General features: G+C 73.8%; 15 protein-coding genes, 2 pseudogenes and 1 riboswitch. Of the genes and pseudogenes, 14 read left to right on the top strand and 3 right to left on the bottom strand.

The window, feature by feature from the left end; all coding sequences use genetic code 11:
* Positions 1–231 precede the first annotated feature (231 nt).
* The 7 genes from AB0O82_RS34745 (at position 232) to AB0O82_RS34715 (ending at position 13,390) form a co-directional block, all read left to right on the top strand.
* A complete protein-coding gene (locus tag AB0O82_RS34745; protein WP_363588391.1) occupies positions 232–1,416 on the top strand; it encodes a Gfo/Idh/MocA family oxidoreductase in 1,185 nt (394 codons plus the stop codon).
* Positions 1,413–2,543 carry a DegT/DnrJ/EryC1/StrS family aminotransferase gene (locus AB0O82_RS34740; protein WP_363588389.1) on the top strand — a complete coding sequence of 377 codons (1,131 nt, stop codon included), beginning with the start codon at positions 1,413–1,415 and terminating at the stop codon, positions 2,541–2,543. The genes AB0O82_RS34745 and AB0O82_RS34740 overlap by 4 nt, the downstream gene beginning before the upstream one ends.
* A 104-nt stretch (positions 2,544–2,647) precedes the next feature.
* Positions 2,648–3,649, top strand: a complete 1,002-nt coding sequence (locus tag AB0O82_RS34735; RefSeq protein ID WP_363588387.1) for an SMI1/KNR4 family protein — start codon at positions 2,648–2,650, stop codon at positions 3,647–3,649.
* Positions 3,650–3,709: 60 nt separating this feature from the next.
* A complete protein-coding gene (locus AB0O82_RS34730) occupies positions 3,710–6,250 on the top strand; it encodes an SUKH-4 family immunity protein (protein ID WP_363588385.1) in 2,541 nt (846 codons plus the stop codon).
* Positions 6,251–6,516: 266 nt separating this feature from the next.
* On the top strand, positions 6,517–7,854 hold the full coding sequence (locus AB0O82_RS34725) for a hypothetical protein (RefSeq protein WP_363588383.1): 1,338 nt from the start codon (positions 6,517–6,519) through the stop codon (positions 7,852–7,854).
* 806 nt (positions 7,855–8,660) lie between these two features.
* On the top strand, positions 8,661–12,290 hold the full coding sequence (gene mfd, locus AB0O82_RS34720; protein ID WP_363588381.1) for a transcription-repair coupling factor: 3,630 nt from the start codon (positions 8,661–8,663) through the stop codon (positions 12,288–12,290).
* Between the two features lie 71 nt (positions 12,291–12,361).
* A complete protein-coding gene (locus tag AB0O82_RS34715) occupies positions 12,362–13,390 on the top strand; it encodes a MazG family protein (protein WP_363588379.1) in 1,029 nt (342 codons plus the stop codon).
* A 17-nt stretch (positions 13,391–13,407) separates the two neighbouring features.
* Here the strand turns inward: AB0O82_RS34715 and AB0O82_RS34710 are convergent, their stop codons facing one another.
* A complete protein-coding gene (locus tag AB0O82_RS34710; protein WP_363588377.1) occupies positions 13,408–13,833 on the bottom strand; it encodes an SDR family NAD(P)-dependent oxidoreductase in 426 nt (141 codons plus the stop codon).
* Between the two features lie 275 nt (positions 13,834–14,108).
* Between AB0O82_RS34710 and AB0O82_RS34705 the strand changes: the two genes are divergently transcribed.
* The 7 genes and pseudogenes from AB0O82_RS34705 to AB0O82_RS34675 all read left to right on the top strand — a co-directional run bounded on the left by AB0O82_RS34705 (position 14,109) and on the right by AB0O82_RS34675 (position 22,352).
* Complete coding sequence (locus AB0O82_RS34705) at positions 14,109–15,404, top strand: cytochrome P450 (protein WP_363588375.1); 1,296 nt, start codon at positions 14,109–14,111, stop codon at positions 15,402–15,404.
* Positions 15,405–15,614: 210 nt separating this feature from the next.
* Positions 15,615–15,782: riboswitch (cyclic di-AMP (ydaO/yuaA leader) on the top strand.
* Positions 15,783–15,787: 5 nt separating this feature from the next.
* The gene (locus tag AB0O82_RS34700; protein ID WP_363588373.1) at positions 15,788–16,705 is read left to right on the top strand and encodes a transglycosylase family protein; all 918 of its coding nucleotides are present in this window, start codon (positions 15,788–15,790) and stop codon (positions 16,703–16,705) included.
* 267 nt (positions 16,706–16,972) lie between these two features.
* Positions 16,973–18,259: a phosphopyruvate hydratase gene (gene eno / locus AB0O82_RS34695; RefSeq protein ID WP_363588371.1), complete on the top strand. Its 1,287-nt coding sequence runs from the start codon at positions 16,973–16,975 to the stop codon at positions 18,257–18,259.
* 206 nt (positions 18,260–18,465) lie between these two features.
* Positions 18,466–18,978: a septum formation initiator family protein gene (locus AB0O82_RS34690; protein WP_363588400.1), complete on the top strand. Its 513-nt coding sequence runs from the start codon at positions 18,466–18,468 to the stop codon at positions 18,976–18,978.
* Positions 18,950–19,465, top strand: a pseudogene (locus tag AB0O82_RS34685) (DUF501 domain-containing protein); the annotation flags it as partial. The gene AB0O82_RS34690 and the pseudogene AB0O82_RS34685, both read left to right, overlap by 29 nt.
* A gap of 155 nt (positions 19,466–19,620) precedes the next feature.
* Entirely contained in the window at positions 19,621–20,556 is a 936-nt protein-coding gene (locus tag AB0O82_RS34680; RefSeq protein WP_363588398.1) for a Ppx/GppA phosphatase family protein, read from the top strand.
* A 428-nt stretch (positions 20,557–20,984) separates the two neighbouring features.
* On the top strand, positions 20,985–22,352 hold the full coding sequence (locus AB0O82_RS34675; protein ID WP_063348030.1) for an NAD(P)/FAD-dependent oxidoreductase: 1,368 nt from the start codon (positions 20,985–20,987) through the stop codon (positions 22,350–22,352).
* A 200-nt stretch (positions 22,353–22,552) separates the two neighbouring features.
* Here the strand turns inward: AB0O82_RS34675 and AB0O82_RS34670 are convergent, their stop codons facing one another.
* Together AB0O82_RS34670 and AB0O82_RS34665 are read right to left on the bottom strand one after the other, a co-directional pair.
* Positions 22,553–25,111: an FtsX-like permease family protein gene (locus tag AB0O82_RS34670; RefSeq protein ID WP_363588369.1), complete on the bottom strand. Its 2,559-nt coding sequence runs from the start codon at positions 25,109–25,111 to the stop codon at positions 22,553–22,555.
* Positions 25,112–25,174: 63 nt separating this feature from the next.
* A pseudogene (locus AB0O82_RS34665) lies at positions 25,175–25,266 on the bottom strand (ABC transporter ATP-binding protein); the annotation flags it as partial.

The following is a 25,266-nucleotide window of genomic DNA, read 5'->3' as shown; positions in this document are numbered from 1 at the left end:
GCCGGACCGGGGCCGGATCCGCACACCGTCGTCACGACTTGTCCGCCGATTTCCCGAAACCACCCCCGGGCCGGGGGCACGGCCGGTACCGTTCCGGCAGCGAGGCCGAAGGGGATCCGGCCGACCGTCCGCGGACGCGCGGACGGGCCCGGACCCGGTGCCCGTGCCGGACGTTGGGGCCGCCGGGGTGGGCCCGCGCCCGCCCTGGCGGCGGAGCGAAGGGGCTCGTGGATGACGTCGGAGCAGCCCGGTCGGAACGGACCACGGCAGCGGTCGGGGGCCTGGGACGCGCAGGCCGCCAACCAGGCGCCCGGCGGGCACGTGCCCACGCCGGGCGAACCGCCCCGGCCGGCGCCGGAACGCCCGGTGGGCCTCGCCGTGGTCGGGGCCGGCTACTGGGGCCCGAAGCTGGTCCGCAACGCGCAGGACACCCCGGCGCTGCGGCTGCACTGGCTGTGCGACCTGGACGAGGCCAAGGCCCGTACCGTGCTGGGGGAGTACAGCACCGTCCGGGCGACCGGCTCCTACCGGCGGGTGCTCGACGACGAACGGGTCGGGGCCGTCGCGGTGGCCACGCCCGCGGCCGCGCACTACCGGCTGGTGCGGGCCGCGCTGGAGGCCGGCAAGCACGTGCTGGTGGAGAAGCCGATCACCACCTCCGCCGCCGAGGCCGCCGAACTCGTCGACCTGGCCGAGCGCAGCGGGCTGGTGCTGATGTGCGACCACACCTTCTGCTACACCCCGGTGGTGCGCCGGATCCGCGAGCTGGTGCACGGCGGCGAGATCGGCGACGTCCAGTTCTTCGACTCGGTGCGGATCAACCTCGGCCTGGTGCAGCCCGACGTGGACGTGCTGTGGGACCTCGCCCCGCACGACCTGTCGATCCTCGACTTCGTGCTGCCGCCCGGCGTCGAACCGGTCGGGGTGTCCGCCCAGGGCGCCGACCCGATCGGCGCCGGCCGGGCCTGCGTGGCGTACCTGACGGTCCGGCTGAGCAACGGCGCGCTGGCCCACTGCCACGTCAACTGGCTCTCCCCGACGAAGGTCCGCACCACGCTGATCGGCGGCTCCCGGCGCACCCTGGTCTGGGACGACCTCAACCCGCAGGCCCGGCTGGCCGTGCACGACCGCGGCGTCGACCTCACCCCGCCCGACCAGCTGACCGACGCGATCCGGCACCGGGCGCTGATCTCCTACCGGGTCGGCGAGATGGTCGCGCCCGCGCTGGTCGAGCAGGAGGCGCTGCGCAACGTGATGGCCGAGTTCGCCGCCGCGATCACCGAGCGCCGGGCCCCGCTCACCGACGGCCGGGCCGGGGTGCGGGTGCTCCAGCTGCTGGAGGCGGCCTCGCTCAGCCTCGAACTCGGCGGTGCCACCGTCCCGGTGGGGTCCGGGGACCGGGCGGCCACCCGGTGAGCGCCGGCATCCCGCCGGTCGACCCGATCCCGCTGGTCGACCTGGCGGCCGCGCACGCCGAGGTCGCGGCCGAGGTCCGGGCCGGCTTCGACCGGGTGCTCGCCTCCGGCGGCTACGTCAAGGGCCCCGAAGTGGACGGCTTCGAGCGGGAGTACGCCGACTTCACCGGCGCCCGGCACTGCGTGGGCGCCGGCAACGGCACCGACGCCCTCGAACTCGCCCTGCGCGCCCTCGACCTGCCGCCCGGCGGCGGCGTCGTGCTGCCCGCCAACACCTTCGTCGCCACCGCCGGGGCCGTACAGCGGGCCGGGCTGCGCCCGGTACTGGTCGACGCCGACCCGGCGCACCTGCTGATCGACCCCGAGCGGGCCGCCGGGGCGCTGCCCGGCGCGGTCGCGCTGCTGCCCGTCCACCTGAACGGCCAGCTCGCCCCGATGGGGCCGCTGCTGGAGCTGGCCGACGGACGGCCGGTGGTGGAGGACGCGGCGCAGTCCCAGGGCGCCCGGCAGCACGGGCGCACCGGCTACGGGCGGATCGCGGCCACCAGTTTCTACCCGGGCAAGAACCTCGGCGGCTACGGCGACGCCGGGGCGGTGCTCACCGACGACGACGAACTCGCCACCGCCGTCCGGCTGATCGGCGACCACGGCGCGCGCGAGAAGTACCGGCACGAGCGGTTCGGCTTCAACTCCCGGATGGACGCGCTGCAGGCCGTCGTGCTGCGGGCCAAGCTGCGCCGGCTGCCCGCCTGGAACGCCGCCCGCCGGGCCGCCGCCGCCCGCTACGACGCCCTGCTCGGCGGCCTCGACGGCCTGACCCTGCCGCGTACCGCGCCCGGCAACGAGCACGTCTGGCACCTGTACGCGGTGCGGATCGGCCCCGGCCGGGACCGCGACGCCGTCCTCGCCGCGCTGCGCGCCGCCGGGATCGGCGCCGGGGTGCACTACCCCGTCCCGGTCCACCTCCAGCCCGCGTTCCGTCACCTCGGCCACCGCGCGGGGGCGTTCCCGGTCGCCGAACGGGCCGCCCGCGAACTGCTCAGCCTGCCGCTGCACCCGCATCTCACCGAGGCGCAGCAGACCAGGGTCGCCGGGGTGCTGGCCGGGGCGCTCGGGCAGCGGCTCTGACGGTTCCCCTTCTCCCGGGCGGGGGCCCGGGCCCGGAGACGACCCCCTACGCTGGTGTCCAGCAAGCGCTTCGAGAATTTGCAGCAGCCAGTGGGGGCTCCCAGATGACGACAGGTCGGCCCGGCGTCGCCGCCGCACCGAACGCGGCGTACGCAGGTCAGGTGGTGCAGTTCCCGGACCCGGTCCGCGCGGAGCGACACCCCGCCGGGGTCCGGGTGGACGAGTACGGCTACCCGGACTTCGGCCCGTACGCCGCCGCCGCGGCCGAGGTCGCCGACCCGCCGGACGGCTTCGGCGTGGACGAGCTGCGGCTGACCGACTACGTGTCGGCCAACGCCGCGCTGTTCACCCAGGGCCACCCGCTCTGGGCCGACCTGGACACCGCCGTCGCCACCCCGCCCGGCTGGACCTGGCACCACGCGGTCGGCCGGGCCGCCCCCGGCTGGCGGCGGATGGAGCTCGTCCCGGTGGAGGTCAAGGCGCTGCTGCGGCACCACGCCGGCCTGGCCACCTCCGCCGCCGACCACACCCGCCGCGGCACCCGCCCGTTGCAGGAGCGCCGGCCCGTGCACTTCTCGCTGGCCAAGGACGGCGGCGACCCGATCGGCGTCCCCGAGGACCTGGTGCAGCGCGCCGAGGAGCGCCTCGGCTACCGGCTGCCCGGCGCCTACCGCACCTTCCTCAAGCTGGGCGGCGGCCGCGCCCCGGTCGGGGTGGCGCTGGACACCGAGCTCGGCATGCTGCTCGACCAGCCCTTCCTCACCCTCAGCGAGGAGTACGGCACCCAGGACGTCGTGTACGCCAACAAGTGCCTGCGCGACCACCTCACCAAGGACTACCTGGGCGTCGCCTACGCGCAGGGCGGCATCGTCGCGCTCAAGGTGCGCGGCGACCGGGCCGGCTCGGTCTGGTTCCACCTGTACGACGACGCCCGCGACACCGGCGCGCCGGAGGCCCCGGAGGACCGCTGCGCCCGGCTGCTGCTGCCCTGCGGCGAGGACTTCGACGCGTTCCTGCTGCGGCTGGCCGGCAGCCCGCCGGAGCTGGAGACGGTCGCGGAGCTGATGGTGGACGGCGGGTTCGCCCGGGCCGTCCCGGTGGACTGACGTGGCCGCGGCGGTGGAACGAGCGGGGACGACGAGGATGAGGGCAGGGGTGAACCGGGCGTGGTGACGTACGCGCAGGCGCAGGAGCTCGCCGAGGAGTGGATCAACGGCGGGGTGCCGCAGCCGCGGCAGCGCGAGGTACGGGTCCGGGAGTTCGACCTGGGCTTCGTCTGCTGGGCGGTGGCCCCCGGGGACGGGACGGCGGGGCCGTCGGGGGCGGGGGACGGGTCGGCCGGCGAGGCGCGACTGGTGATCGCCCGGGACTCCGGCGCGACCACGCTCTGGCCCGCGCTGCCCGTCAACGAGGTGGTCCGGCAGTACGAGGAGGCGTACGGGCGGCCGGTCGCGGCCAACCCGGCGGGGGCGGCGAAGCCCGCGCCAGGGCCGGTCGAGGCGACGTCCTTCCTGCTCAGCCCGCCGCAGTGGCTGCAGGAGGCGGGGGCCGCGGCGATCGCGGCGGAGGCGGAGCGGCTGGGGGGCCAGGGGGCTCCGGCTGCCGTTGCTCCGGTGGCCGAGCCGCCCGCGCCGGTCGCTGCGGCGCCCGCCGTGCCGTCCGGTCCCGCTGGTTTCGCCGTCCCGCCGCAGGCCCCGGCCCCCGTGCCGGTGCCGCCGGCCGGGGCCGAGGCGGCCACCGTCCTGATGCCCGAGGGGCTGCGGACCACCGGCTCCGACGTGCCCGACGCGCCCGCGCCGGCCGGGGCCGAGGCCGCGACCGTGCTGATGCCGCCGGAGGGTGGCTACGGCATGCCGCCGGTCCCGCCGCCCGCCGCCCAGCCGCCCGCCGTCGTCCCGCTGCCCGTGCCCTCCGCCGTCCCGCCGCCCGCGGCCGTCGAGCCGGCGCCGACGCTGCTCGCGTCGCCGGACACCGTGCCGGGGCTGATGGGCCTGCCGGGTGCGCCGTCCGGGCCGCCCGGCGGGGTGGAGCAGACGCCGACCGTCCTGGCACCGCCCGCCGCCGCCCCGCAGCCGGCCGCGCCGGTGGAGCACGCGCCGACCGTGCTCGCCGCGCCCGGCGGCCTGCCCGGCCTGGGCGGTCCGCCCGCTGCCTCGGCGCCCGGGGCTCCCGCGGCCCCGGCGCCGACTGCGCCGCCGCAGGCCGGGCTCGGCCGCAACCCGGGGTCGGCCCCGCCGCCGCCTCCTCCGGCCGCGCTGCGCGGTGGCGCGTCCGGTCCGGGCGCGCACGGCGTCGCGCTCGGCCGCAGTTCGGCCTCCGCCCCGCCGCCCCCCCCGCCCGCCGGGCTGCGGCACACCCCGGGGGCCGGCGTGCCCGCCGCGGGCCCCGGAGGCCGCGCGGCCGGTTCGACCCCGCCGCCCCCGCCTCCGGCGGGCCTGCGCGGGGCCGTCGCCCCGGCGCCCGCCCCGGTGCCGCCGGCCGCGCCCGCCTCCGGCGCGGCGTACGAGGCGACCCAGCTGGCCGAGGCGGTCGACCCGGCGCTGCTGGGCGCCGTGCCGGCCGACCCGGGCACCCCGCCGTCCGGCGGCCCCGCCGTCCCGCCGCCGCCCGGCGGTCCGGCGGCCCCCGCCGCGCCCGCGGCCGGGTACGGCTACCCGAACGCGGGCGGTGCGGCCCCGGCCGTCCCGCCAGCGCCGGTGCCCGGCGTGCCGCAGGGCGCCGCCGTCCCGCCGGGGGTGCCGGCGGTCGGCCCCGGCTACTTCGCCGCGCTGAGCTACCGGGGCCCGGACGGCTCCGAGCAGAAGCTGCTGCACCGCAGCGAGCCCGGCACCCCGCACCCCGAGTGGAAGATCCTCCAGGACCTGCGGCGGCTGAACGTACCGCCGGAGCAGGTGCTGGAGCTCTACACCGAGCTGGAGTCGTGCGACCTGCCGGGCGGCTACTGCAACCGCATGATCGCCGCGTCCTGGCCGAACGTCCGGCTCACCCACACCGCCGCCTACGGCCGCGACCACGCGTCCCGGCAGGCCGGCATGGCCGAGCTGCTCGACCACCTGGACGAGCTGCACCAGCTGGCCTCCGGGGCCCAGCGGGTCCGCCCGTCCCGGGTGCCGCTGCCCGCGCCGGGGACGGTCCAGCCGCTGCCGCCGCCCCCGCCGCAGCAGCTCGCCCAGGAGCTCGGGGCGGCCTTCGGCCAGAACGTGTTCCGCTACGAGCAGCGCGCGGTCTCCCGTCAGGGCGTGCCCGAGCCGGTGTCGCAGGCCCTGGTGTGGGCGGGGCTGCCGCGCGACTTCGGCCCGTTTTTCTGGGCGCAGGCGCAGGAGGGTCGGCCGATCCCGACGCTCGCCGAGCTGGCCGCCGAGCGCGGTCTGCCCGCGGCCCCGGACTTCGGCGGCTACCTGGTGCTCGGCAACGACTACGGCCGCCAGCTCTGTGTCCAGTACGGCACCGCGAACGTGGTCGCCGTGGACGTCGACGGAACCGGGCAGCCGCCCCGGTTCGTCAACACGGGTGTACCGGAGTTCGTCCGCGCGATGGCCCTGCTGGGCCGGATGTGGCGGCTGCGGTACGGGCTGACCCCGGACCAGGCCGGTCGCTGGACGACCGACTTCCAGGCGCAGCTCGCCGCGATCGACCCGGCGGCCCTGCAGACGGCGGACACGTGGTGGGCCGTGCTGCTGGAGCAGTTCTGGGACGGCCTGCTGTAGCGGGTCGTCGCGGATCCTCGCAGGTGGGGAGGGGTCGTTCCGGTGTTTGGAACGACCCCTCCGGCATGCCGTCCCGGCTGTGCCTCGTTGGGGTTTCGCCCGGATCTGCGCAAAATAGGTCAAGAGGATGGGTCTTTTCGTCCGGTCCTCGACGTATTCCGGTCCGCCAGGCGTCCGATTTCGGCCCTGGCCGCCGAACCGGTTCCGGATCCGTCCGTTCCGTCCGATCATGGGCTCCGCAGCCCGCGACATGAGGGGAAGAGCCCATGAGCGACGCCGTCCCCGAGTACGGCTTCACCTCTGCCCGGCGCGGTTACGCGCCCGAGCAGGTCGACCGAGCCCTCACCGCCCTCACCGCTCAGCGCGACGAGGCGTGGGAGCGGCTGAGCGTCCTCGGCGCCGGGCTCCGGCAGATGGAGGCCCGGCTGGCCGACATCCGCCGGGCCGCCGAGGACGCCCCGGAGCCCGACTACGAGGTGCTCAGTGAGCAGGCCGCCGGACTGGCGGTGATGGCCCAGAACGAGGCGCGCGCCGTCCGGGAGAAGGCCGAGCGCTTCTCGGAGGATCTCCGGGACGAGGTCTACGAGGCCGGCCAGGCCCTCGGCCACGCCGCCAAGGAGTACGCCGCCACCACCCGCTCCGAGGCCGACCAGGCCGCCCGGCGCACCGACGAGCGCACCCGCGCCGAGGCCGAGGGAATCCGGGCCGAGGCCGACCGGGAGAGCCGCAGCGCCCGGGACGCCGCCACCTCCTACGCCGCCAAGGTGCGGGTGGCCGCCGCCGAGGCCGGCGAGCAGGCCGAGGCCGCGCTCGCCGAACTGCGCCGCAAGGCCGACGAGACCTTCGCCCAGGCCCAGACCAAGGCCGACGCCGAGGACGCCCAGGTCTCCGCGACCGCCGAGCGCCGGGTCAAGGAGGCCGAGCAGCACCGGGAGACCGTGCTCGGCCGGATCAAGCAGCTGGAGACCGACGCCCAGGCCAAGGCCGACCAGCTGATCGAGCAGGCCCGCCGGGAGGCCGAGCGGATCAACGCGGCGAGCGAACGCGAGCAGGGCGAGTTCGACGGCCGTCTGGAGACCGTGCAGAAGCACCTGGACCACATCAAGGCCACGCTGGCCTCGCTCACCGGCGCGGCGGTCGGCGCCATCGAGCCGGAGCGGCTGGCGGCGGCGGTCGCGGGGCCGGTCGCCGACGCGGCGCCGGTGGACGCGGCGCCGGTGGACTCGGAGGCGGTGGACTCGGAGGCGGACACCGGCGAGATCGAGGTGGCCGACCTGCGGAAGGCCGTCGCACCGGCGGCGCGGGAGAAGCCGGTGGCCGGGCCGCGGATGCCGGTGGTGGGCGGGGCCGCCGCCGGGGCCGCGAGCGGTTCCGGTGCGCCCGCCGGCAAGGCGCCCGCCGGGGCGGTGGCGACCGGTCCGGTCGCGCCGGCCGCGGCGCCGTCGAAGCCGGTCGGACCGCCCCGGTCGGCGGAGGCCGACAGGGACGGCGAAGGCGCCGAGAAGGAGCCGCAGGAGGAGACCCGGGTCATCCCGAAGATCGTCATCGTGGACGACGGTGCCGGCTACGCCACCCCGAACACGGTGAGCTACCGGCGCCGCTGACCGCCGCGCCGGCGCCTCCGCCGGCGGCTCGCCCGTGATCAGCCCGGGTGGGCTTCGCGTCCTGGGCCCTGACCGCTCCCACCGGGCGGCCAGGGCCTGCGCGTTGCGGCCGACCAGCCGGCGCCGGCGGCCGGCCGGGACGGCGAACCGAAGAGGAGCGGTACGGCTTCACCGCCGACCAGGGGCACCAGGTGATGACGTACGGCGTCGGCCCGTCCCGCCGGTGGTCGCCGCGCCCGTGGCGGCGGCGGTGGGCCGCAACGCGGCCCGGCAGGGCGGCGGCCATGAGTGAGGCCGAGACCCGTGGCGCCCTCCAGGAAAGGGCGCCACGGTTCCCGGCGCTTGGGCGGGCGCCCCCACCCAGGGTCGCCCGGCCTCGCACCTCCGACCCCCATCGGGGGTGCGACAGTGCCGCCACAGCCATCCCCCACGGTTGGGTGCGGCGGGCACATTCACCATGGTGCGCGATCTCCATGGACAGGCAGTGACAGGAGTATGTCCAGTTCGTGGCAGATCGCGGAGCCGAATCTGACCAGGGGCCGGACGGTTCGTCCACCGGCCGGTCCGGTGTTCCGTCCAGTGGTTCGTCCGCGGTCCGGTCCCGGGCTCCGCCCGGGGGCCGTTCGTCGCCCCGGACGGTGGTTCGTTCCCGCCCGGCCCCGCCGGGCCGTACACCGCGTGCGCGTCCGTGCCGCGGCGTAGGCTGGAGACCCCCGGCCGCTCGGCGTGCCGGGCCGTTCGCGTTGCCCCGGCAGGCCGCTGCCGCCCGGAGGCAGCACCAGCCACGGGACGAAGAAGAGACCCTGATGAGTCTGACCGGACTGCTCGATGTCGTCGCGCGGGACTCGGCCCTCGCCGAGGCCATCGAGGCGGCGACCGCCACCGGAGCCGCGGCCGGCGGCCGCCGCCACCTGGACCTGGTCGGACCGCCCGCCGCCCGGCCGTTCGCCATCGCCGCGCTCGCCCGCTCGCTGGCCGGCCAGGCCGCCGGCGAGCGGGGCCGTCCGGTGCTCGCCGTCACCGCGACCGGCCGGGAGGCCGAGGACCTCGCCGCCTCGCTGCGCTCGCTGCTGCCGCCGGACGCGGTCGCCGAGTACCCGGCCTGGGAGACCCTGCCGCACGAGCGGCTGTCGCCCCGCTCGGACACCGTCGGGCGCCGGCTGGCCGTGCTGCGCCGGATCGTGCACCCGCGGGCGGACGACCCGGCGGCCGGCCCGGTGCAGGTGGTCGTCGCGCCGGTCCGCTCGGTGCTCCAGCCGCAGGTCAAGGGGCTGGCCGAGCTGGAGCCGGTGGCCGTCCAGCGCGGCGAGTCGCACGACCTGGAGGAGGTCGCCCGACGGCTCTCCGCCGCCGCCTACGCGCGTGTCGAACTGGTCGAGAAGCGCGGCGAGTTCGCCGTCCGCGGCGGCATCCTGGACGTCTTCCCGCCGACCGAGGAGCACCCGCTGCGGGTGGAGTTCTGGGGCGACGACGTCGAGGAGATCCGCTACTTCAAGGTCGCCGACCAGCGCTCGCTGGAGATCGCCGAGCACGGCCTGTGGGCGCCGCCCTGCCGTGAGCTGCTGCTCACCGACGAGGTGCGGGCGCGGGCCGCCGAGCTGGCCGCCGAGCACCCCGGGCTGGCCGAGATCCTGGACAAGATCGCCGAGGGCATCGCGGTCGAGGGCATGGAGTCGCTGGCGCCCGTCCTGGTGGACGACATGGAACTGCTGATGGACGTGCTGCCGCTCGGCTCGGTCGCCGTGGTCTGCGACCCCGAGCGGGTCCGGACCCGGGCCGCCGACCTGGTGGCGACCAGCCAGGAGTTCCTGCACGCCTCCTGGGTGGCGGCCGCGGCCGGCGGGGACCGGCCGATCGACCTGGAGACCATCGACGTCTCCGCCGCCTCGCTGCGCTCGCTCGCCGAGGTGCGCGAGCACGCCGCCGAGATCGGCCTGCCCTGGTGGTCGGTCAGCCCGTTCGCGACCAGCGAGTCCACCGTGAACGAGGTCCTGGAGTTCGACGCCAACACGCTCACCCTCGGCATGCACGCCGTCGAGGCCTACCGGGGCGACACCGCCCGGGCGATCGCCGACGCCAAGGAGCGGCTGGCCGCCGACTGGCGCGTCGTGATGGTGACGGAGGGCCACGGGCCCGCCTCCCGGCTCGCCGAGGTGCTCGGCAACGAGGGCATCCCGGCCCGGCTGGTCGCCGACCTCGCCGAGGCGCCCACCCGGGACGTCGTCTACGTCTCCTGCGGCTCGATCGAGCACGGCTTCGTCGACGAGGCCCTGAAGCTGACGGTCATCACCGAGACCGACCTGTCCGGCCAGAAGTCCTCCACCAAGGACATGCGCCGGATGCCGTCCCGGCGCCGCAACGCGATCGACCCGTTGGCCCTGGCCGCCGGCGACTACGTCGTTCACGAGGCGCACGGCGTCGGCCGGTACGTCGAGATGGTGCAGCGCACCGTCCAGGGCGCCACCCGCGAGTACCTGGTGCTGGAGTACGCCCCGGCCAAGCGCGGCCACCCCGGCGACCGGCTGTTCGTGCCGACCGACCAGCTCGACCAGGTCACCAAGTACGTCGGCGGCGAGGCCCCGACGCTGCACCGGCTCGGCGGCGCGGACTGGGCGAAGACCAAGCAGCGGGCCAAGAAGGCGGTCAAGGAGATCGCCGCCGACCTGATCAAGCTGTACTCGGCGCGGATGGCCGCCCCCGGCCACACCTTCGGCCCGGACACCCCCTGGCAGCGCGAGCTGGAGGACGCCTTCCCGTACGCGGAGACGCCGGACCAGCTGACCACCATCGCCGAGGTCAAGTCCGACATGGAGAAGTCCGTCCCGATGGACCGGCTGATCTGCGGCGACGTCGGCTACGGCAAGACCGAGATCGCGGTGCGCGCCGCGTTCAAGGCGGTGCAGGACGGCAAGCAGGTGGCGGTGCTGGTGCCGACCACGCTGCTGGTGCAGCAGCACTTCTCCACCTTCGCCGAGCGGTACGCCAACTTCCCGGTGTCGGTGAAGGCGCTCTCCCGGTTCCAGAGCGACAGCGAGGCCAAGGCCGTGCTGGAGGGCCTGTTCGAGGGCTCGGTGGACGTCGTCATCGGCACCCACCGGCTGTTCTCCTCCGAGACCAGGTTCAAGGACCTCGGCCTGGTCATCGTCGACGAGGAGCAGCGCTTCGGCGTCGAGCACAAGGAGCAGCTGAAGAAGCTGCGCGCCAACGTCGACGTGCTCACCATGTCCGCGACGCCGATCCCGCGCACCCTGGAGATGGCCGTCACCGGCATCCGCGAGATGTCCACCATCACCACCCCGCCGGAGGAGCGGCACCCGGTGCTGACCTTCGTCGGCCCCTACGACGAGAAGCAGATCTCGGCCGCGATCCGGCGTGAACTCCTGCGCGAGGGCCAGGTGTTCTACATCCACAACCGGGTGGAGTCGATCGACAAGGCGGCCGCCCGGCTCAAGGACCTCGTCCCCGAGGCGCGGATCGCCACCGCGCACGGGCAGATGGGGGAGAACCAGCTGGAGAAGGTCGTCGTCGACTTCTGGGAGAAGGAGTTCGACGTCCTGGTGTCGACCACGATCGTGGAGTCCGGCATCGACATCTCCAACGCCAACACCCTGATCGTCGAGCGCGGGGACACCTTCGGCCTCTCCCAGCTGCACCAGCTGCGCGGGCGGGTCGGCCGGGGCCGCGAGCGCGGCTACGCGTACATGCTGTACCCGCCGGAGAAGCCGCTCACCGAGACCGCGCACGAGCGCTTGGCGACCATCGCCCAGCACACCGAGATGGGCGCCGGCATGTACGTGGCGATGAAGGACCTGGAGATCCGCGGCGCCGGCAACCTGCTCGGCGGCGAGCAGTCCGGGCACATCGCGGGCGTCGGCTTCGACCTCTACATGCGGATGGTCGGCGAGGCGGTGGCCGAGTTCCGCGAGTCGCTGGCGAACGGCGGCGAGCCGGAGGAGGAGCCGCTGGAGGTGAAGATCGAGCTGCCGGTCGACGCGCACGTGCCGCACGACTACGCGCCCGGCGAGCGGCTGCGGCTGCAGGCGTACCGCTCGATCGCGGCGGTCAACTCGGAGGCGGACATCCAGCAGGTCCGGGACGAGCTCGTCGACCGCTACGGCAAGCTGCCCGAGCCGGTGGAGAACCTGCTGCTGGTCGCGGCGCTGCGGCTGTACGCCCGGCGGTGCGGCATCGCGGACATCACCCTCCAGGGGGCCAACGTCCGGTTCGGGCCGGTGGAGCTGCGGGAGTCCCAGCAGCTGCGGCTGAACCGGCTCTACCCGCGCAGCCAGGTCAAGGCGGCCGCCCAGCAGCTGCTGGTGCCGCGGCCGAGCCCCGGGCGGATCGGCGGCAAGCCGCTGGTCGGGCGGGAGCTGCTGGGCTGGTGCAGCGAGTTCCTGTCGGCGATGTTCGACGACCTGGCGGGGTCGAAGAAGTAGGACCCCGGCGGGAGGGGCGGGTCCCGTCGGGCCCGTCCCCGCCCCGGGCGGGCGGCGGGTAGGTTCGGGGTGTGACGACGAATGTTCCGGACGCGAAGCTGATCCTGCTGACGACCACCCACCGGGTGGCCCCCGGGTTGCTGGCGTGGCCGGCGTGGGAGGCGCTGCGGTCGGCGGGGCGGGTGCTGGCGGGGGACGCGGGGCATCCGCAGGTGGCGGCGGTGCGGCAGGCCGGGGTGGAGGTCGAGGTCGTGGCGGCGGGGTCGGCACCGGCGCTGGCGCGGCTGCTGACCGGGCAGCCGGGCGGGGCTGGGCCGACGGTGTGGCTGGGCAGCCCGGACGGGGATCCGGGGCTGACGGACGCGCTGGCGCGGCTGGCGGTGGAGCACGCCGGTGAGGTGCCGGAGATCGAGGTGCTGCCGGGGTCGTACGACCTGCCGGGGGCGCGGCTGCTGGACCTGGTGTCGGTGATGGACCGGCTGCGCTCGCCGGGCGGTTGCCCGTGGGACGCCGAGCAGACGCACGAGAGCCTGGTGAAGTACCTGGTCGAGGAGGCGTACGAGCTGGTCGAGGCGATCGAGGAGGGGGACCGGGAGACGCTGCGCGAGGAGTTGGGCGACGTGCTGCTCCAGGTGTTCTTCCACTCCCGGATCGCCGAGGAGCACCCGGCGGAGGCGTTCTCGATCGACGACGTGGCCGGTGACATCGTCGAGAAGCTGATGTACCGGCACCCGCACGTGTTCGGGGACGTCGAGGCGGAGGGCGCCGCCGAGGTGGAGGCGAACTGGGAGCAGCTGAAGGCGGCCGAGAAGGCGGACCGGGAGTCGGTGCTGGACGGCGTGCCGGCCGGGCTGCCGTCGCTGGCGTACGCGGCGAAGCTGGTGTCGCGGGTGCGCCGGGCGGGCTTCGCGGGCGTGCCGGACGAGCCGTACGCGCTGCCGGCGGAGCTGACGGCGCAGTCGGCGGGCCGGCTGCTGCTGGCGGTGGCGCAGCGGGCGTACGACGCCGGGGTGGACGTGGACGCGGCGCTGCGCTCGGCCGCGCGCGGTTACCGGGACGCGGTGCGCGCGGCCGAGGGCCTCGGGCCGGTCGGCGAGTAGCGGGCCCGGGCAGGGCCTCAGGCGGCCGTGGCGGTGTTCTCGATCGGCCGCCGCTGCCGGGGGACGACTTCGCCGATGGCCTCGCCGACGAGGGCGAGGAGTTCGGCGAGGCGTTCGAGGTCGAGGCGGGCGGGCAGTTCGGCGAGCGAGACGATCCGCTCGCCGTCGGGGCCGGCGACGCAGAACAGGTCGATGGGGCCGAGGTGCTTCTCGGCGGTGTCGACGAGGGCGGCGACGTCGCTGGGGCGGCGGATGTCGCCGCCGACGCCGACGACGGGGCAGCCCGGCCGGTCGAGTTCGGTGGCGAGGTCCTCGGCGACGCCCGCACGCTGGTCGGCGATCAGCACTCCGGCGGCGCCGGCGGCGGCGAACCGGCGGGCGAGCTCGGCTCCCGATCCGCCGTCGAGTACCGCGATGACGACGACTGCCCCGCTGACCCGCATGGTCTGCTCCTCCCTGTGGGCGACACCGCACCGGCGCCCACGATTTCTGCGGAGGATCGTAGGCAGGTCCTGACCCTCCGCAACAGGGATTACCCCTCAGGTGACCAGGGTCACGCCCGCCACCCGGCCAAGAGCTGTCCAAGAGCTGTCCACGGACCGTCCACGGGGCGTCCACGGAGCGTTGGCGGGCCGTCCGCCGGGTGTCGACGATCCGGCCCCGCCGGTCGCGTCCGCCGGAGGCGGTGCGGCCCCGACCCACCGGATACGGTCGACGCATGCCAGTGCAGCCCGATCCCGCCGCCCCGCAGCTCTTCACCTGGGAGTTCGCCACCGATCCGTACCCCGCCTACGCCTGGTTGCGCGAGCACGCCCCGGTGCACCGCACGACGCTGCCGAGTGGGGTGGAGGCCTGGCTGGTGACCCGCTACGCGGACGCTCGGCAGGCGCTGGCGGACGGCCGGCTGTCGAAGAACCCGGCACACCACAGCGAGCAGGCGCACCGCACCGGGCGGGTGGGAATTCCGGGGGAACGCCAGGCGGACTTGATGACGCATCTGCTGAACATCGACCCGCCGGACCACACCCGGCTGCGCCGGCTGGTGTCGAAGGCGTTCACGCCGCGCCGGGTGGCGGAGTTCGAGCCGCGGGTGCAGCAGCTCACGGACCGGCTGATCGACGGCTTCGCGCAGCGCGGTTCGGCGGACCTGATCCACGAGTTCGCGTTCCCGCTCCCCATCTACGCGATCTGCGACCTGCTGGGTGTGCCGGCCGAGGACCAGGACGACTTCCGGGACTGGGCCGGGATGATGATCCGGCACGGCGGCGGCCAACGCGGCGGCGTGGGGCGGGCGGTGAAGCGGATGCGGGCGTACCTGCTGGAGCTGATCCACCGCAAGCGGGCGGATCCGGGTGATGACTTGATCTCGGGCCTGATCCGGGCGAGCGACCACGGCGAGCACCTGAACGAGAACGAGGCCGCCGCGATGGCGTTCATCCTCCTGTTCGCGGGGTTCGAGACGACCGTCAACCTGATCGGCAACGGCACGTACGCGCTGCTGCGCAACCCGGAGCAGCGCAGGCTGCTGCAGGAGTCGGTGGTGCGCGGCGAGGCGGCGCTGCTGGAGACCGGGATCGAGGAACTCCTGCGCTACGACGGGCCGGTGGAGATGGCGACGTGGCGTTTCGCGACGCGGCCGCTGTCGATCGGCGGGGTGGACATCCCGGTGGGCGATCCGGTGCTGGTGGTGCTGGCCGCGGCGGATCGCGATCCGGCCAGGTTCGCGGACGAGAACACCCTGGACCTGGCCCGCACGGACAATCCGCACCTGGGTTTCGGCCACGGGATCCACTACTGCATCGGCGCCCCGCTGGCCCGCCTGGAGGGGCGGAGCGCACTGGCCACGCTGCTTTCCCGGCTGCCGGACCTGCGGCTCGCGGAAAACCCGGAGAACCTGCGCTGGAGGGGCGGCCTGATCATGCGTGGCCTGCGGGAACTCCCGGTCGAATTCACTCCGGAGACCTGCTCTCCGTACGCGCCGCCGGTCACGCCGACCGACGCCCCGACACGCTGACGGCATGTCTCCGGCGGCCCGTGGAGCCAGGCCTGAACCCGCATTAATCCGGACATACCGCCGCCGTTGGTAGGCGATTGACCACGCGCCGTAATTTGTGTGTGATATCGGTGATATGAGCTTGTTATTGGTCTGATGATCTGTCTACTCTCCCTGGAGTTCGCAGCTGCGGACCTCGTGCGCGGAACGCCGAATCCTGCCCGCCGCGTCACGGGAAACCGACCAGACCCTGGGCAGGGGCGGGGGAACCAGGTTTGTTGCCGTTCCCCGACGGCTTGGGGTGAAGCCGCCCGAGCGGAATCGTTTCCGCTTTCGGCGGCCGGGCCACCTCCCGGTCCGAACCCGACAGCTCACCTCGCAGGCGTGCGGAGAGGGACCTCTTCATGCTGTTCGTTGGAACCGGCCGCCACCGCCGTCGCACCCAGACCGAGAAGGCCATCGCCGTCGCCGGTGTGGCCGGCGTCGGACTCGCGATGCCGCTCCTCACCGCCACCGGCGCCTCCGCCGCCCCGGCCTCCACCTGGGACGCCGTCGCCCAGTGCGAGAGCGGCGGCAACTGGAGCATCAACACCGGCAACGGCTTCTCCGGCGGCCTGCAGTTCACGCCCAGCACCTGGAAGGCGTACGGCGGCACCTCCTACGCCCCGCAGGCCAACCAGGCCAGCAAGGCGCAGCAGATCTCGGTCGCCGAGAAGGTGCTGGCCTCGCAGGGCCCGGGCGCCTGGCCGGTCTGCTCCCAGAAGGCCGGCCTGAGCAAGGGCGGCGCCCCGGCCTCCGTGGACACCTCCACGGACGCCAAGCCCGCCAAGCAGTCCGCCGCCAAGCCGACCCAGCAGGCGCAGGCCCCGAAGCCCGCCCAGCAGCCGGTCAAGCAGGCCGCCCCGAAGCCGGCCGCCCAGCAGCCCGTCCAGCAGGCCCCGCAGCAGACGCAGCCGCAGACCCAGGGCTTCTCCGGCAAGGCCGGCTGGGACGCCGACGCGAAGGTGTACTGGTACCAGAACAACGGCGCCTGGTACTGGACCAGCCACCAGAGCGTCTACCAGCAGTACGCGGGCCAGCCCGCCGCCCAGCCGCAGTACGCGCCCCGCGCCGCGCAGCCCGCGCAGTCCGCCCCGGCCGCGCAGCCCGCCGCCGCGCAGGGCGGTCACGACTACACCGTCCGGGCCGGCGACACGCTGTCGACGATCGCCGCCGCCCAGGGCGTGTCCGGCGGCTGGCAGTCGGTGTACGACGGCAACCGCGGCACCGTCGGCGGCAACCCCAACCTGATCATGCCCGGCCAGGTGCTGCACCTCGGCTGAGCGGCCCGGGCCCTGAACGGCCCGCGCCCTGCGGGCGAAGGGGGACGGGACCTGTCCCCCTTCGCCCGCATTCCCCCGTATTCGCCCGCTTCGATCGGGCAAGCAGGTGAACTACCGGTGGGTAGCCGGGCCACACGCTGAGACGGGACCGAGGCCAGCGCGGCCCCGGGGGCCGGGGCGGTTAGGCTCTGGTCGTAACGACTCCGCAATCGTCCCGCCGGCAGCACCCAACGTCAGCCGGACCCTGCTTCCGCAAGGAGATGCCTCGTGCCGTCCATCGATGTCGTCGTAGCCCGTGAGATCCTCGACTCGCGTGGCAACCCCACGGTCGAGGTCGAGGTCGGCCTCGACGACGGCAGCACCGGCCGTGCCGCTGTCCCGTCGGGTGCCTCCACCGGCGCCTTCGAGGCGCTCGAGCTGCGCGACGGTGACAAGAACCGCTACTTCGGCAAGGGCGTGGAGAAGGCCGTCCTGGCCGTCATCGAGCAGATCGGCCCGGAGCTGGTCGGCTACGACGCCACCGAGCAGCGCCTGATCGACCAGGCCATGCTCGACCTGGACGCCACCCCGGACAAGTCCTCGCTCGGCGCCAACGCGATCCTGGGCGTCTCGCTGGCCGTGGCGCACGCCGCCTCCGAGGCCAGCGACCTGCCGCTGTTCCGCTACCTGGGCGGCCCGAACGCGCACGTGCTGCCCGTTCCGATGATGAACATCCTCAACGGCGGTTCGCACGCGGACTCCAACGTCGACATCCAGGAGTTCATGATCGCCCCGATCGGCGCGGAGTCCTTCTCCGAGGCCGTCCGCTGGGGCGTCGAGGTCTACCACACCCTCAAGGGCGTGCTGAAGGAGCGCGGCCTGTCCACCGGCCTCGGCGACGAGGGCGGCTTCGCGCCGAACCTGGACAGCAACCGCGAGGCCCTGGACCTCATCACCGAGGCCATCCAGAAGGCCGGCTACGTGCCCGGCCGTGACATCGCGCTCGCCCTGGACGTCGCCGCGTCCGAGTTCTACGAGGACGGCGCCTACCAGTTCGAGGGCAAGGCCATCTCCGCCGCCGAGCTCATCGAGTACTACGCCGAGCTGGTCGACGCCTACCCGCTGGTCTCCATCGAGGACCCGCTGGACGAGTCGGACTGGGACGGCTGGAAGGCCATGACCGTCAAGCTGGGCGACAAGGTCCAGCTGGTCGGCGACGACCTGTTCGTCACCAACCCGGCCCGCCTGGCCAGGGGCATCGAGACCGGCACCGCCAACGCGCTGCTGGTGAAGGTGAACCAGATCGGCTCGCTGACCGAGACCCTGGACGCCGTCGAGCTGGCCCAGCGCAACGGCTACCGCTGCATGATGTCGCACCGCTCCGGCGAGACCGAGGACGTCACCATCGCCGACCTGGCCGTCGCCACCAACTGCGGCCAGATCAAGACCGGTGCCCCGGCCCGCTCCGAGCGCGTCGCCAAGTACAACCAGCTGCTGCGCATCGAGGAGATCCTCGACGACGCCGCCGAGTACGCCGGCCGCGGCGCCTTCCCGCGCTTCCGCTCCGCGGAATAGCAAGCACAGCCGCTCCGCGGAGTAGCAAGCACGGCCGCTCCGCGGAGCAGCAGGCTCAGCCGCTCCTCGGAGCGGCGAGCACGGTCGCTCCGCCGACCGGTGAGCACGCCTGACCGGTGCCCCGCCGTTCACCCCGTAGGGTGGACGGCGGGGCACCGTCGCGACCAGGAGGGGAACGGGAGATGGCAGGCTGGAGGATCCCGGGCTTGGCGGCCCGGCCTCGCTTCACGAGCCGGGCGACCGTCCTCGTCCTGGTGCTCTGCTCGCTGGTGGCGATCCTCGCCTACCCGACGCGGCAGTTCATCTCCCAGCGCGCCGAGATCTCCGCCCAGCAGGCGAAGGCCGACCGCTCCCGCCAGCAGGTCGAGCAGCTGCGCCGGGAGAAGGCCCGCTGGCAGGACCCCGAGTACGTCAAGGCGCAGGCCCGTGTCCGGCTGCACTACGCGATGCCGGGGGAGACCCCGTACATCGCGGTGGATCCGGCCGGTCCGGCCGCCGCCCGGCCCTCGGCGTCCGCCGGCGGTTCCGCCACCGCCGCCGGCCCGGCCGCCTCCGACGGCGCGCCAGGCGGCTCGGCGCGGGCCGCCAAGCCCTGGTACGCCAGCATCTGGGACTCGGTCGACGCCGCCGACACCACCGACGCCGCCGCCCCGGCCCCCGCCTCCCCCCGTCCGCTCCCACCGTCCCCCGCTGGAGACACCTCCCCCCATGACCACTGAGAACCACCCCGCCGTCTCCGACGCCGACGTCGCCGCCATCGCCGCCCAGCTCGGCCGGGTGCCGCGCGGCCTGCGCGGCGTGGCGCACCGCTGCCCCTGCGGCAACCCGGACGTCGTGGAGACGGCCCCCCGACTGCCGGACGGCACGCCGTTCCCGACGCTGTACTACCTGACCTGCCCCAAGGCCGCCTCGCTGATCGGCACCCTGGAGGCGGACGGCGTGATGAAGGAGCAGACCGCCAGGCTCGCCGAGGACCCGGAGCTGGCCGCCGCCTACCAGAAGGCGCACGAGGACTACATCGCCCGGCGCGATGCCATCGAGGTGCTGGAGGGCTTCCCGAGCGCCGGCGGCATGCCGGACCGGGTGAAGTGCCTGCACGTGCTGGTCGGCCACTCGCTGGCGGCCGGCGAGGGCGTCAACCCGCTCGGCGACGAGGCGATCGGCCTGCTGGAGGACTGGTGGGCCAAGGGCCCCTGCGTCTCCCCGGCCGAGGTCGAGGCCGCCGGTGAGCGGGTCGCCCGCAACCGGGCCAAGGACCAGGACCACCAGGCCGTGATCGAGGCCAAGCAGCAGAAGGCCGCCGAGCGCGCCGCGAAGAAGCGGGCCGCCGAGGAGTCCGACGCCGGGGAGTCCGCGTGAGCATGACCCGGGTGGCCGCGATCGACTGCGGCACCAACTCGATCCGGCTGCTGGTCGCCGACCTGGACCCGGCCACCGGGGAGATCATCGACCTCGACCGCCGAATGATCATCAATCGGCTGGGCCAGGGCGTGGACCAGACCGGCCGGCTGCACCCGGACGCGCTGGCCCGCACCTTCGCGGCCTGCCGCGAGTACCGGGAGGTCATCGCCGGGTTCGGGGTGGGCCCGGAGCGCACCCGCTTCGTCGCCACCAGCGCCTCGCGGGACGCCGAGAACAGCGACGAGTACGTCGAGGGCGTGCGCGCGATCCTGGGCGTCGAGCCCGAGGTGGTGAGCGGCGAGGAGGAGGCGCACCTGTCCTTCGTGGGCGCCACCAAGGAGCTGACCGGCGGCCAGTTCCCGGCGCCGTACCTGGTGTTCGACCTCGGCGGAGGCTCGACCGAGTTCGTGCTGGGCGGTGCGGACGTGCAGGCGGCGCGCTCGGTGGACATCGGCTGCGTCCGGCTCACCGAGCGGCACTTCGGCGGCGCCGAGCTGCCCTCGCCGGAGCAGATCGAGACGGCCCGGGCGCACGTGCGGGCCGAGCTGGACAAGGCCGAGGAGGTCGTCCCGCTGCGCGGCGCGGCCACCCTGGTGGGCCTGGCCGGGACGGTCACCACGGTGTCCGCGATCGCCCAGGACCTGCCGGCCTACGATTCGGCGGCGATCCACCACTCGCGGATCGGCCGGGAGCGGGTCGCCGGGATCGCCCGCGAGCTGCTGGGTGCCACCCACGCCGAGCGCGCGGCCATCCCGTCGATGCACCCGGGCCGGGTGGACGTGATCGCGGCCGGCGCGCTGGAGCTGCTGGAGATCATGGAGCGGACGGGCGCGGCCGAGGTGGTCGTGAGCGAGCACGACATCCTGGACGGCATCGCCTGGAGTATGGCCTCCTGACCTCCTGCGAGCCTTACCCGACCGGCCCCGGCACCCCTTTCGGGGGTCCGGGGCCGGGGCGCGCCCGGGCCGGTGCGGGAAAGTTCGTGAATTTCTTCACATGGCGATCCAGTCATTCGCCGCAGCTGCTCGCCCGCTACGTCCGAAATGTGGGACCGAAGGTCTGCTCGCCGTGACGACCCCTGGATCGCAGGTCAAGCCTCGGTTGAGGTTTGAAAATCGAAATCACGAGCGGGAACCCGGGCACCGTACGGATCGTTGCTGCTCAGCAGGGTGGTATTCCGGCGTGCGCTCACGAGGGGGCGCCCGAGGCCGCGAGTCGGCGCGCCGGGCCCGGATTTGCGGCCGCGCAGTGTAGCACGGGGTGTCCAGAAGCTTGTGACCGGGCTCACGAAGGCTGCTCCGGACGGTGCTGGATACTTTCGGATATGAGCACCACGGAGCGTCCTCGCATCCTCATTGTCGGCGGTGGTTACGTCGGCCTGTATGCCGCGATGCGCATCCTCAAGAAGATGCGTTACGGCGAAGCGACCGTCACGGTCGTGGACCCGCGGTCGTACATGACGTACCTGCCCTTCCTCCCCGAGGCGGCCGGCGGCAACGTCGCGCCCCGCAACCTCGTCGCGCCGCTGCGCAGCGCCCTCAAGAAGGCGGAGGTGCTCACCGGTGCGGTCACCGGTGTGGACCACGCCCGCAAGGTCGCCACCATCCAGCCCGCGGCCGGCGACAGCTACGAGCTGCCCTTCGAGTACCTGGTCGTCGCGACCGGCTCGGTCTCCCGCACCTTCCCGATCCCGGGTCTGGCGGAGCACGGCATCGGCATGAAGACGGTGGAGGAGGCCATCAGCCTCCGCAACCACGTCATGGCCCAGCTCGACAAGGCCGAGTCCACCGCCGACGAGGAGGTCCGCCGCAAGGCCCTGACCTTCGTCGTCATCGGCGGCGGCTTCGCCGGTGTCGAGACGATCGCCGAGGTCGAGGACATGGCGCGCGACGCCGCCAAGATCTACAAGACCGTCAGCCGTGACGACATGCGCTTCGTCCTGGTGGAGGCGGCCAACCGCATCCTCCCGGAGATGGGCCCGGACCTCGGTCTGTGGACCAAGGAGAAGCTCGAGGAGCGGAAGATCGAGGTCTACATCGAGACCTCGATGGACTCCTGCGTCGACCAGCACGTGGTGCTGAAGAACGGCCTGGAGATGGACGCCTCCACCATCGTGTGGACGGCCGGCGTGAAGCCGAACCCGGTGCTGGCCAACTTCGGCCTGCCGCTGGGCCCGCGCGGCCACGTCGACACCGCGCCGACCCTCCAGGTCCAGGGCTTCGACTACGTCTGGTCCGCCGGCGACAACGCCCAGGTCCCGGACCTCGCCTCCGGCGAGGGCGCCTGGTGCCCGCCGAACGCGCAGCACGCCGTGCGCCAGGCCGCCGTCCTCGGTGACAACGTCATCTCGGGCATGCGGGGCTTCCCGCAGAAGAACTACGAGCACAAGAACCTCGGTGCGGTCGCCGGCCTGGGCCTGCACAAGGGCGTCGCGATCCTCTTCGGCAAGGTCAAGCTGAAGGGCCGTCTGGCCTGGTGGTTCCACCGCGCGTACCACGGCGCCATGGTCCCGACCATGAACCGCAAGGTCCGGGTCTTCACCGACTGGACGCTGGCCATGTTCCTGAAGCGCGAGATGGTCGGCCTCTCCCAGATGGAGCAGCCGCGCCTGCCGATCCAGGAGGTCACGGCGCCCACGAAGCCCGTGGAGGCCGCCAAGCCGGCCGCCGAGAAGGAACTCGCCAGCAAGTAAGCGACTGAGACCCCGGTGTGGGAGCACCGGGGTATGAGTCGGAGGCCCTCCGCCCGGCAGTGTCGCCGGACCACGACCTCCGTGGTGCTCAGCCGGCCGTGCGACCGGGCGGAGTACAGAAGTAGAAGGGCCCCTGCCGAAACCCTCCGGCAGGGGCCCTTTCTCGTCGTCCGCCCGCTGGGCGGGCCCGTGAGGGGCGGTCAGTCGGTCTTGATGCTCGCCAGGATGTCCAGCTTGGACGCCCGGCGGGCGGGCCAGATCGCGGCCACCAGGCCGACCACCCCGGCCAGGGCCAGGAACAGCGCCAGCTGGCCGAAGGGCAGGACGGTGGTCAGGCCGCTCAGGCTGGACTTCAGGGTGCCGTTGATCGCCCAGGCGATGAAGCAGCCGAGCAGCAGGCCGATGCCGGCGCCGAACAGCGAGATCACCACGGACTCCAGGCGGACCATCCGCTTGATGCCCCGGCGGTCCAGGCCGATCGCCCGCAGCATCCCGATCTCGCGCTTGCGCTCGAAGACCGACATCGCCAGCGTGTTGATCACGCCCAGGATCGCGACCAGCACGGACATCGCCAGCAGGCCGTACATCAGGTTCAGCGCGAAGGTGATGGTCTGGCTGAAGTCGTCGCGGACGTCCTGCTTGGACTTGACGTCGATCACTGGGTTGGCGCCGGTGGCGTCCTTGAGGGACTGCTTGAGCGCGGCGGTGGCGCCGTCCTTGCCCTTGACCAGGACGTCGGTGATGTAGGGCTTCGGCTCGTGCTTGGCGACCTCGCTGTTGGCCAGCAGGACCGGGCCGAGCATGCCGCCCTTCTCGTACACGCCGCCGACGGTGAGCTGACCGGTGGACTGGTCCGGGTAGGAGACCGCCACCGTCGAGCCTGCGGTGAGGTGGAGCTTCGTGGCGAGGTCCTGGTCCACCAGGACCTTGCCCTGGCCGAGCGCGGCGGTGGCGCCGCTGGTCAGCTTGACCTCGGCGAGCTGGTCGAAGGAGCCGGCGTCCATGCCGGTGATCGTCACGCCGCTGCCGTCGAACTTCCAGTCGGCGGTCGTCACCGCGGAGGAGGCGGCCACCCCGGGGGCCTTGGCGATCTGCCCGGGCACCTGCTCGGACAGGCTCATGTGGTTGGCGCCCGAGACCATGTAGTCGGACTTCATCGAGCTGGTGACGGCCTTGTCGATCGCGCCGCCGACCGAGGCACCGATCACGGTGAGGCCGCTGACCAGGGTCAGGCCGATGGTGAGCGCGGCGGCGGTGGACGCGGTGCGGCGCGGGTTGCGGACCGCGTTCTGCTGGGCGAGCTTGCCCGGGGTGCCGCCGAGCCCGCGCAGCAGCGGGCCGATCAGTGCGACCACCGGGCGGGAGAGCAGCGGCAGCAGGACGAACACGCCGATCAGGGCGAGCAGGGCGCCGAGGCCGACCGGCAGGCGGCCGCTGTCGTTGCCGGTGGAGGCGCCGAAGCCGATCAGCGCGAGGCCGCCGGCGGTGAGTGCCGAGCCGATCGCGTTGCGGACCAGCAGGCTCTTCTGGCTGGTCGGCTGGTCGCCGCTGCTCATCGCCGCCACCGGGGCGATCCGGGCGGCGCGCACGGCCGGCAGCAGGGCGGACAGCACCGTCACCAGGACGCCGACGGCCAGGGTCACCGCGATGGTGAGCGGCTTGATGACCAGCGTGCCGTGCGGCATGTTCTCGTTCAGCCGGCCCATCAGGGACTGCATGCCGGCGCCGATCCCGATGCCGGCGAGCAGCCCGGCCAGCGCCGCGACGGTGCCGATCGCCAGGGCCTCGACCAGCACCGAGCGGGTGACCTGCTTGCGGCTGGCGCCGATCGCCCGCAGCAGCGCGAGTTCCTTGGTGCGCTGGGCGACCAGCATGGTGAAGGTGTTGGCGATGATGAAGATGCCGACGAAGAGCGAGATCCCGGCGAAGACCAGCAGCATGGTGCGCATGCTGTCGGTGGCCTTGGTGATCATCTCCTGCTCGTCGGCCTTGAGCTTGGCGCCCGTCTCGACGTCGAAGTGCCGGTCGGACGGCACCTTGGGCTGGACCTGGGCGAGCAGCGCGTCCTCGCTGGTGCCGGGCTTGGCGGTGAGCACGATGCTGCTGAAGTGGCCGGGCTCCAGCAGCAGCTGCTGGGCGGTGGCGCGGTCGAACAGGGTGAGGGTGCCGCCGCTGTTCACCACCGGGTCGTCGGTGGTGAAGACGCCGGTGAGCTTCGCCTCGATCACCGGGCCGTTGATGGCGATCCGGACGGTGTCGCCGATCCTGTAGCCGGCCTTGTCGGCGGTCTTGCGGTCGAGGGCGATCTCCTTGCCGTTCTTCGGGCCCTGGCCCTCGGCCATCGGGTAGCGCGGGTCCTTGCCGTCCGCGGCCGGGGCGAAGTTGGCGCCCTTGGCGGCCCAGAACTGGCCGATCAGGTTGCCGCTCCGGTCGGCGACCCCGGTGAAGCCGCTGACCACGCCGCGGGCGTTGGCGGTGCCCGGCAGGGCGGCCAGCTGCTGGACGGTGGCGTCGGTGAGCGAGGCGTTGCCGCTCTCGCCCTTCGGCTTGGCGCTGGTGCGGGAGCCGGCCGAGTAGTCCACGACCTGGACCGAGACGTCCGAGTAGCTCTTGGAGTTGTTGTCCCGCATGGCCTTGCCGAAGGTGTCGGAGAAGACCATGGTGCCGGCGACGAAGGCGGTGCCGAGCATGACGGCCAGCGCCGTCATGAGGAGTCGGCCCTTGTGGGCCAGCACGTTGCGCAGTGCGGTGCGGTACATGGGGTGTCCTGGGTTTCGCGTAGGGGCGGCGGCTGGGCTGGCGGGCCCTGGCTGGTGGTGGCTCTAGCTGGTGCGGCCCTTGGCGTCGAAGCGGCGCATGCGGTCCAGGACGGTGTCGGCGGTGGGGTGGTGGAGTTCGTCGACGATGCGGCCGT

Origin of the sequence: Kitasatospora sp. NPDC088264, from assembly GCF_040685715.1 — a bacterium.
In the GTDB taxonomy this organism is placed as follows: domain Bacteria; phylum Actinomycetota; class Actinomycetes; order Streptomycetales; family Streptomycetaceae; genus Kitasatospora.
This window is presented reverse-complemented; position numbering and strand designations above follow the sequence as displayed.